This is a genomic window from Listeria sp. ILCC796 (assembly GCF_900186175.1).
GTDB lineage: Bacteria > Bacillota > Bacilli > Lactobacillales > Listeriaceae > Listeria > Listeria goaensis.
The window spans coordinates 47337-53336 of sequence record NZ_FYBV01000013.1 but is presented as its reverse complement, the minus strand read 5'-3'; the positions used below and the strand labels follow the sequence as shown (position 1 = coordinate 53336).

Annotated in this window: 8 protein-coding genes; 4 read left to right on the top strand and 4 right to left on the bottom strand. The window is 40.7% G+C overall.

Annotated features, from left to right (window positions below; genetic code table 11):
- Positions 1–357 precede the first annotated feature (357 nt).
- The gene (locus tag CFS04_RS12330; protein ID WP_088810984.1) at positions 358–966 is read right to left on the bottom strand and encodes an HD domain-containing protein; all 609 of its coding nucleotides are present in this window, start codon (positions 964–966) and stop codon (positions 358–360) included.
- A 58-nt stretch (positions 967–1024) separates the two neighbouring features.
- On the opposite strand from CFS04_RS12330, the gene CFS04_RS12325 reads away from it, so the two are divergent.
- Together CFS04_RS12325 and CFS04_RS12320 are read left to right on the top strand one after the other, a co-directional pair.
- Entirely contained in the window at positions 1025–1807 is a 783-nt protein-coding gene (locus tag CFS04_RS12325) for an ABC transporter ATP-binding protein (protein ID WP_088810983.1), read from the top strand.
- Positions 1808–1821: 14 nt separating this feature from the next.
- Positions 1822–2181, top strand: coding sequence for a hypothetical protein (locus CFS04_RS12320; RefSeq protein WP_240310407.1), 360 nt, complete (start codon positions 1822–1824; stop codon positions 2179–2181).
- Between the two features lie 68 nt (positions 2182–2249).
- On the opposite strand, the gene CFS04_RS12315 is transcribed toward CFS04_RS12320, so the two are convergent.
- The gene (locus CFS04_RS12315) at positions 2250–2627 is read right to left on the bottom strand and encodes a carboxymuconolactone decarboxylase family protein (RefSeq protein ID WP_179946393.1); all 378 of its coding nucleotides are present in this window, start codon (positions 2625–2627) and stop codon (positions 2250–2252) included.
- Between the two features lie 71 nt (positions 2628–2698).
- Here CFS04_RS12315 and CFS04_RS12310 point away from each other — a divergent pair, with 71 nt between their 5' ends.
- Complete coding sequence (locus CFS04_RS12310) at positions 2699–3061, top strand: MerR family transcriptional regulator (RefSeq protein ID WP_088810981.1); 363 nt, start codon at positions 2699–2701, stop codon at positions 3059–3061.
- 89 nt (positions 3062–3150) lie between these two features.
- On the opposite strand, the gene pepT is transcribed toward CFS04_RS12310, so the two are convergent.
- Positions 3151–4377: a peptidase T gene (gene pepT / locus CFS04_RS12305; protein WP_088810980.1), complete on the bottom strand. Its 1227-nt coding sequence runs from the start codon at positions 4375–4377 to the stop codon at positions 3151–3153.
- Between the two features lie 26 nt (positions 4378–4403).
- Complete coding sequence (locus tag CFS04_RS12300; RefSeq protein ID WP_088810979.1) at positions 4404–4931, bottom strand: DUF1697 domain-containing protein; 528 nt, start codon at positions 4929–4931, stop codon at positions 4404–4406.
- 87 nt (positions 4932–5018) lie between these two features.
- Between CFS04_RS12300 and CFS04_RS12295 the strand changes: the two genes are divergently transcribed.
- Complete coding sequence (locus CFS04_RS12295) at positions 5019–5774, top strand: exodeoxyribonuclease III (protein WP_088810978.1); 756 nt, start codon at positions 5019–5021, stop codon at positions 5772–5774.
- The last annotated feature ends 226 nt before the right edge of the window (positions 5775–6000 follow it).

The window sequence follows — 6000 nt, the reverse complement described above, 5'->3', positions numbered from 1 at the left end:
CAGCGTTCGTCCTGAGCCAGGATCAAACTCTCTTTAAAATAAATCGAATTTGAATACTTATTCAACACCGTGAATAAGTTTCCTTAGCGTCACAAATTGACTTTGCTAGCTTGTTTCTTACTTTTTTTGGAAACATCTTTTTGTTTCCTGTCCTATGAATTGATTGGTGAAACATCTGTTTCATCGCTTTTTCATCTTCGTTTTGTTCAGTTTTCAAAGGTCACATTGCTCTTTCGAGACAACTTAATTATCATATCATGATTAGGTTGCTACGTCAATAAAAAATTTATATTTTATTAACCTCTTTTTTTGAGCTTTTTAAGTATATAATAATCAATGAAATAATTCAAGGAAAAGCTACTTGTTTTTGATAACTTTTTCGTCTTGTAGTTCTGAAAGAAATTTTAGCATGTAGGAATGCCGTTTTTCTGCGGCTTTGATTGCGGTTTTTGTGTGCATCTTATCTTTTAATAGTAGAAGCTTATCAAAGAAGTGTGCCAGCGTTGTGTTTGGATTTTCGAGATGGTAATCGAGTGCCTGGCGGGCTTTGGCGCCGCCGTAAGTAAATGCTCGGATGATTCCGATTGCTCCAAGGGCATCTAGGCGGTCGGCGTCTTGCACAATTTTTTCTTCGAGCGTTTCTGCCAAAACGGGATTCTCACCTTGTTTGTAGGAAACAGATTCGACTGCGCGCATAATCTTTTTAATAGTGTCTGGATCTAAGCCTGATTTTTTCATCCAGTCGCTTAACTCAGCTTTAGCCAAAGCAGGGTCTGTAGTTAGTTTTTCATCAGGGTAATCGTGGAAAAGCGCGGCTAGTTCGATGATAAGCGTGTCACCACCCTCCTTTTTCTGCAAATGTTTGGCAGTTCGAAAGACGCGCATAATGTGTTCGAAATCATGCCCAGTGCGGTCAGACTCGAATTTTTCTTGCATCCAATGTTTAGCTGCTTCTATTATATTCATTTCGCATTCTCCTTTCTTTTTTCAGATAATTGTGTAAAATAAAGATTGAGGTGATACGATGTTTGAATTTCAACAAGTGACTTTTACTCGGAAAGAAAAACAGATTATCAGAAATATTAATTGGGCTGTGCAGACAGGCGAAAAATGGGCAATGCTCGGTTTAAATGGCGCCGGAAAGACGACGCTTTTAAAGCTTTTAAATGGTTATATTTGGCCGAGTAGCGGGCGGTTACAAGTGCTTGGCCAGTGGTTTGGACAGACTTCTTTGCCTGAACTTCGGAAATCAATTGGCTGGGTGAGCAGCGCCTTGCAGTATCAGCTGAAGGAGTATGAAACGGCGGAGCAAATTGTACTTAGCGGTAAGTATGCTAGCATCGGGCTTTACCAGCCGTTTACAGAAGCGGATATCCATCAGGCGAAGGAGTTGCTTCTCTCGGCGCACGGTGGGTCGCTTATCGGCAAAGTTTATGCGACACTCTCACAAGGTGAGCGCCAACTTGTTTTGATTGCCCGCGCACTGATGGCGGATCCCAAATTGCTTATTTTAGACGAACCATGTAGTGGGCTTGATTTGTTCGCGCGCGAAAAGTTGCTTTATCAAGTGGAGCAAATTGCGGCTAGCGACAAGACGATTCTGTTTGTCACGCATCATACTGAAGAAATTTTACCACAATTTACAAAAACCGTCCTGCTTAAGGATGGTGAGATTTTCGCAAAAGGAGCTACTCGCGAGATGCTTTCGGTTAAAAATATGGAGAGCTTTTACGAACATCCAATTGAGATATTTCAAGTGGCGAACAACCGCATAGCGATTTATCCGCGGGAAAGTTATAATGGTTAGAGGAGGCTGATTGTATGATGGCATATAAAAGTATGATTGCGAAGGCGCTCACGCACAATTTAATTGAACAAACAAGCGTGCCAGTTTATGGTAGTTTTCCCTTCAGCGTGGCAGGCGAATTAGTCCAATTAGACGGCCTTTGGATTGCCAACTTAGCGGGTGTTACTTTCTTCTCTGAAACCGAAGCTTATTTCGTCAATAAAATGTTTTCTTATCACGATATTGCCCACTGCTCCAGACATATAAGTTTACTGGCCATGAGTCCAAAAATTAAGTTTACTCTTTTAGACGGTACTACATACACTATGCTTGTGGAACAAGAGGATGCCAAGCGCTTTGTGCAAACAGTTCGAGAGCGTCAACATCATGCGTAGTTCATTTAAAAACGAGAAGAAGTTGTCACTCAAACTTCTTCTCGTTTTTGTTTTCCATAGATTTAATTTCACTTATTCCTAGCTACAAAAACTTCTTTTGAAGCGGTCACCGCATTTAATACTTTTGGAAAGCCGACATAAGGAATACACTGAATGAAGACCTCGATAATCTTTTCTGGCGTTATGCCAACATTTAGAGCAGCATTGATATGAACATGTAACTGATCATGAGTATCTCCTTGAGTAAGTAAGCTGGTGATTGTAATGATTTCTCGCTCTTGTAGTGTCAAAGTTTCTCTAGCATAAATTTCTCCGAATGCGAATTCAACGATATATCGACCAATATCAGGCGCGATTTCCTCCAGTGATTGAATGACTCTCTCTCCTGCTTCACCATCAATTCGATTCAAATTTTCTAGTCCAATTTTAAAACGATTATTTTCCATATCCAATTCCTCCTTGTTTGTGATAGACTAAGTGTAAACTATCAAGCCTACTTTATAGCAAGGGGGAAAATATGTATAAAATTAGTGAAGTTTCAAAACTAGTGGACTTAACAATTCCAACTTTACGCTACTACGAAGAGCTTGGAATGATTCAACCTAAACGAAATAAAAATGGTTACCGTGAATTTAGTGAACAGGATTTAGAGTGGATTCAGTTCATTATCCGCTTAAAACAAACTGGAATGGAGTTAAGCGAAATTCAGAAATATGCTCGACTAAGAGATCTTGGGGACCAAACAATTGAAGCGAGGATGGCCTTGTTAGACGCCCAAGAAGAACTGCTTCTAAGCAAAAAGCTGGAGATTGAAAAACATATCCATTTTTTGAAAGAAAAACAATTGGTTTATCAAGACATGCTTCGGAAAAGAAACTAATCGAACTTTTCATTTTTTGAAATCTCCATTTGAATTGTCTTATGAAACAAAAAAACAACCGCAAATGCATGCATTTGCGGTTGTTTTTTTTATGCGCGTTTTTCAAATAATTGAACCATCTCGATGATGACTTTTGTTGCTAGTTCCATATTTTCAACAGAAACATATTCAAATTTACCGTGCATGTTCTCCCCGCCGGCAAATATATTTGGCGTTGGTAAGCCTTTGAAAGATAGCTGGGAGCCGTCTGTACCGCCGCGAATAGGTTCGATAAGAGGCTCAATGTCTAGGTTTTTCATCGCATCAAACGCAATATCGACAATGCCCTTCACGGGTTCGATTTTCTCACGCATGTTGTAGTATTGGTCATTTAGTTCCAAGACCACTTTGTCCTTCCCATATTTTTCCTGCATAGAAGAAACGATTTCTGCAACTTTTGTTTTCCGCTCCACAAACTTCAAATGATCAAAATCACGGATAATGTAAGTGGCTTTCGCTTCTTCTACCTCGCTGTTTAAAGAAATCAAGTGATAGAAACCGTCGTAACCTTCCGTATATTCTGGTGCTTCATTTTGTGGGAGCTGTGCGTTAAATTCCATCGCCATTTTTGTTGCGTTGACCATTTTATTTTTGGCTGTTCCGGGGTGAACACTGTTTCCTTTAAAGGTGATTTTCGCGGCAGCGGCATTGAAACTTTCATATTCCAGTTGTCCGCGCGGGCCGCCGTCCATTGTGAACGCATAGTTTGCGCCAAATGCAGCAACATCAAAAAGCGCTGGGCCTCGTCCGATTTCCTCGTCTGGTGTAAAAGCAACGCGAATTTTACCGTGTTTTAGTTCTGGGTGCTTCAAAAGATAATTCATCGCAACCATAATTTCCGTGATACCCGACTTATCATCAGCGCCTAGTAGCGTTGTGCCGTCCGTTGTAATGAGTGTTTGCCCTTTATAGCCCGTCAATTCTGGAAACTGCTTCGGTGACAATGCCAAATTCGGGTTTAGCATGATGTCCCCGCCGTCGTAATTTTCGTGCACAATTGGATTTACATCTTTCCCCGTAAAATCCGTAGCCGTATCAAGATGCGCTAAAAAGCCAATCACCGGCACATCTTTATCCGTATTTGCAGGTAAAGTCGCCATCACGTAGCCATTTTCGTCAACCGTCACATCGCTCATACCGATTTCTTTAAGTTCTTGCACAAGAATGCGACCAAGTTCGAGCTGACCTTCCGTTGTTGGGCAAGTCGTGCTTTCCTCGTTCGACTGCGTATCCACTTTTACGTATGTAGTAAAGCGCTTAATAAGTTCTTCTCTCATTTTCTACACTTCCTTCAATTCATTGTCTACTCCATTATAGGCTTTTCCAAAAGATCAAGCAACTTCTCACTCGTCTTTAAATTGCGCCCAGTAACCGCTTCTTCCGTCCAAGTTTTGATTACTTTATCCGTCTTAACTTCATGAACTTTTGTGGTGAACATTTTAACAAAAATAGCTGCACCGCTCGCCACATAAATCGCGTCCGCCGTTTCAATTTTGGCATTTGGCAAATGGCCGTTATGAAAGAAAATCATCAAACGCTCCGACTCCGAAATGATTGGAAATGGATTTTCGGCTAGCGTCAACCGATAAGCTTCCTCATTTAGCACCACAACAATTGGGTTTTTGATGGCGTAATACGCCTCTAGATGTTGTTCCATTTTGGCGCGCACTTCGGCCTCATTGAAAGGGGCGTTTAAAATGAGGTTGCCGCTTTGAATATACGTGATCACATTTTGAAATCCCTCTTTCGCTAAGCTCTCTCTTAGTTCTGCCATTTTTATTTTATTGTGTCCACCCACGTTTACAGCTCGTAGTAGTACTACAAATCTCATTTTAATCCCCCTTTATTACTAGTTATTATATTATATCTTAAAAGCAATCTGCGGTATAATGAAAAAAAGACTTGGAGGGTGATTTTTTTGAAATTGATTTCTTGGAATGTGAACGGTTTGCGCGCGGCTGTCAAAAAAGGGTTTATGGATTATTTTCATGAGGTCGATGCTGATATTTTTTGTTTGCAGGAAACGAAACTGCAAGAAGGTCAAATTGAGCTCGATTTAACGGGCTACCATGATTATTGGAATTATGCCGTCAAAAAAGGCTATTCAGGTACGGCGATTTTCACGAAACAAGAACCGCTAAACGTCTTTTACGGCATTGGGGCTGATGAGCATGACCAAGAAGGCCGCGTCATTACGCTCGAGTTCGAAAATTTCTTTTTCATTACCGTCTACACGCCAAATTCGCAACCTGAATTAGCGCGCCTCGCCTACCGCATGACTTGGGAAGAAGCTTTCCTAAACTACATTAAAAGTTTGGACGCAGAAAAGCCGGTTGTTTTTTGTGGGGATTTAAACGTTGCGCATAACGAAATTGATTTAAAGAATCCGAAAACAAATCGGAAGAATGCTGGGTTTACGGATGAGGAGCGCGCTAAATTTACGACGGTGCTTTCGGCTGGCTTCACCGATACATTTCGCTATTTTTATCCCGAAAAAGAAAGTGCTTATTCTTGGTGGTCTTACCGCATGAACGCCCGGGCGCGCAATACGGGGTGGCGGATTGACTATTTTGTCGTGTCAAGCCGTTTGGAAAGTCAGCTTGTTGATGCGAAAATCCATGCTGATGTGCTCGGGTCGGATCATTGTCCGGTTGAGCTTGAAATTAAACTATAAAAAACGCGGGAAGAATCATTTTCGATTCTTCCCGCGTTTTTAGTTTTATTGCCTATTCATATCTGCTAGGTTTATCCCTTTTCTTTTAACTTAATATCCTGCTTTTTATTAAATAGACATGTTTAATTATTACACTCTCTTTAATTTAATGGTTCAAAGAAAAACTTAGTCTTGCCCATTTCAAAATTTGATTAACCAAAACTCAGGCTATTAAAATTATTTTTCA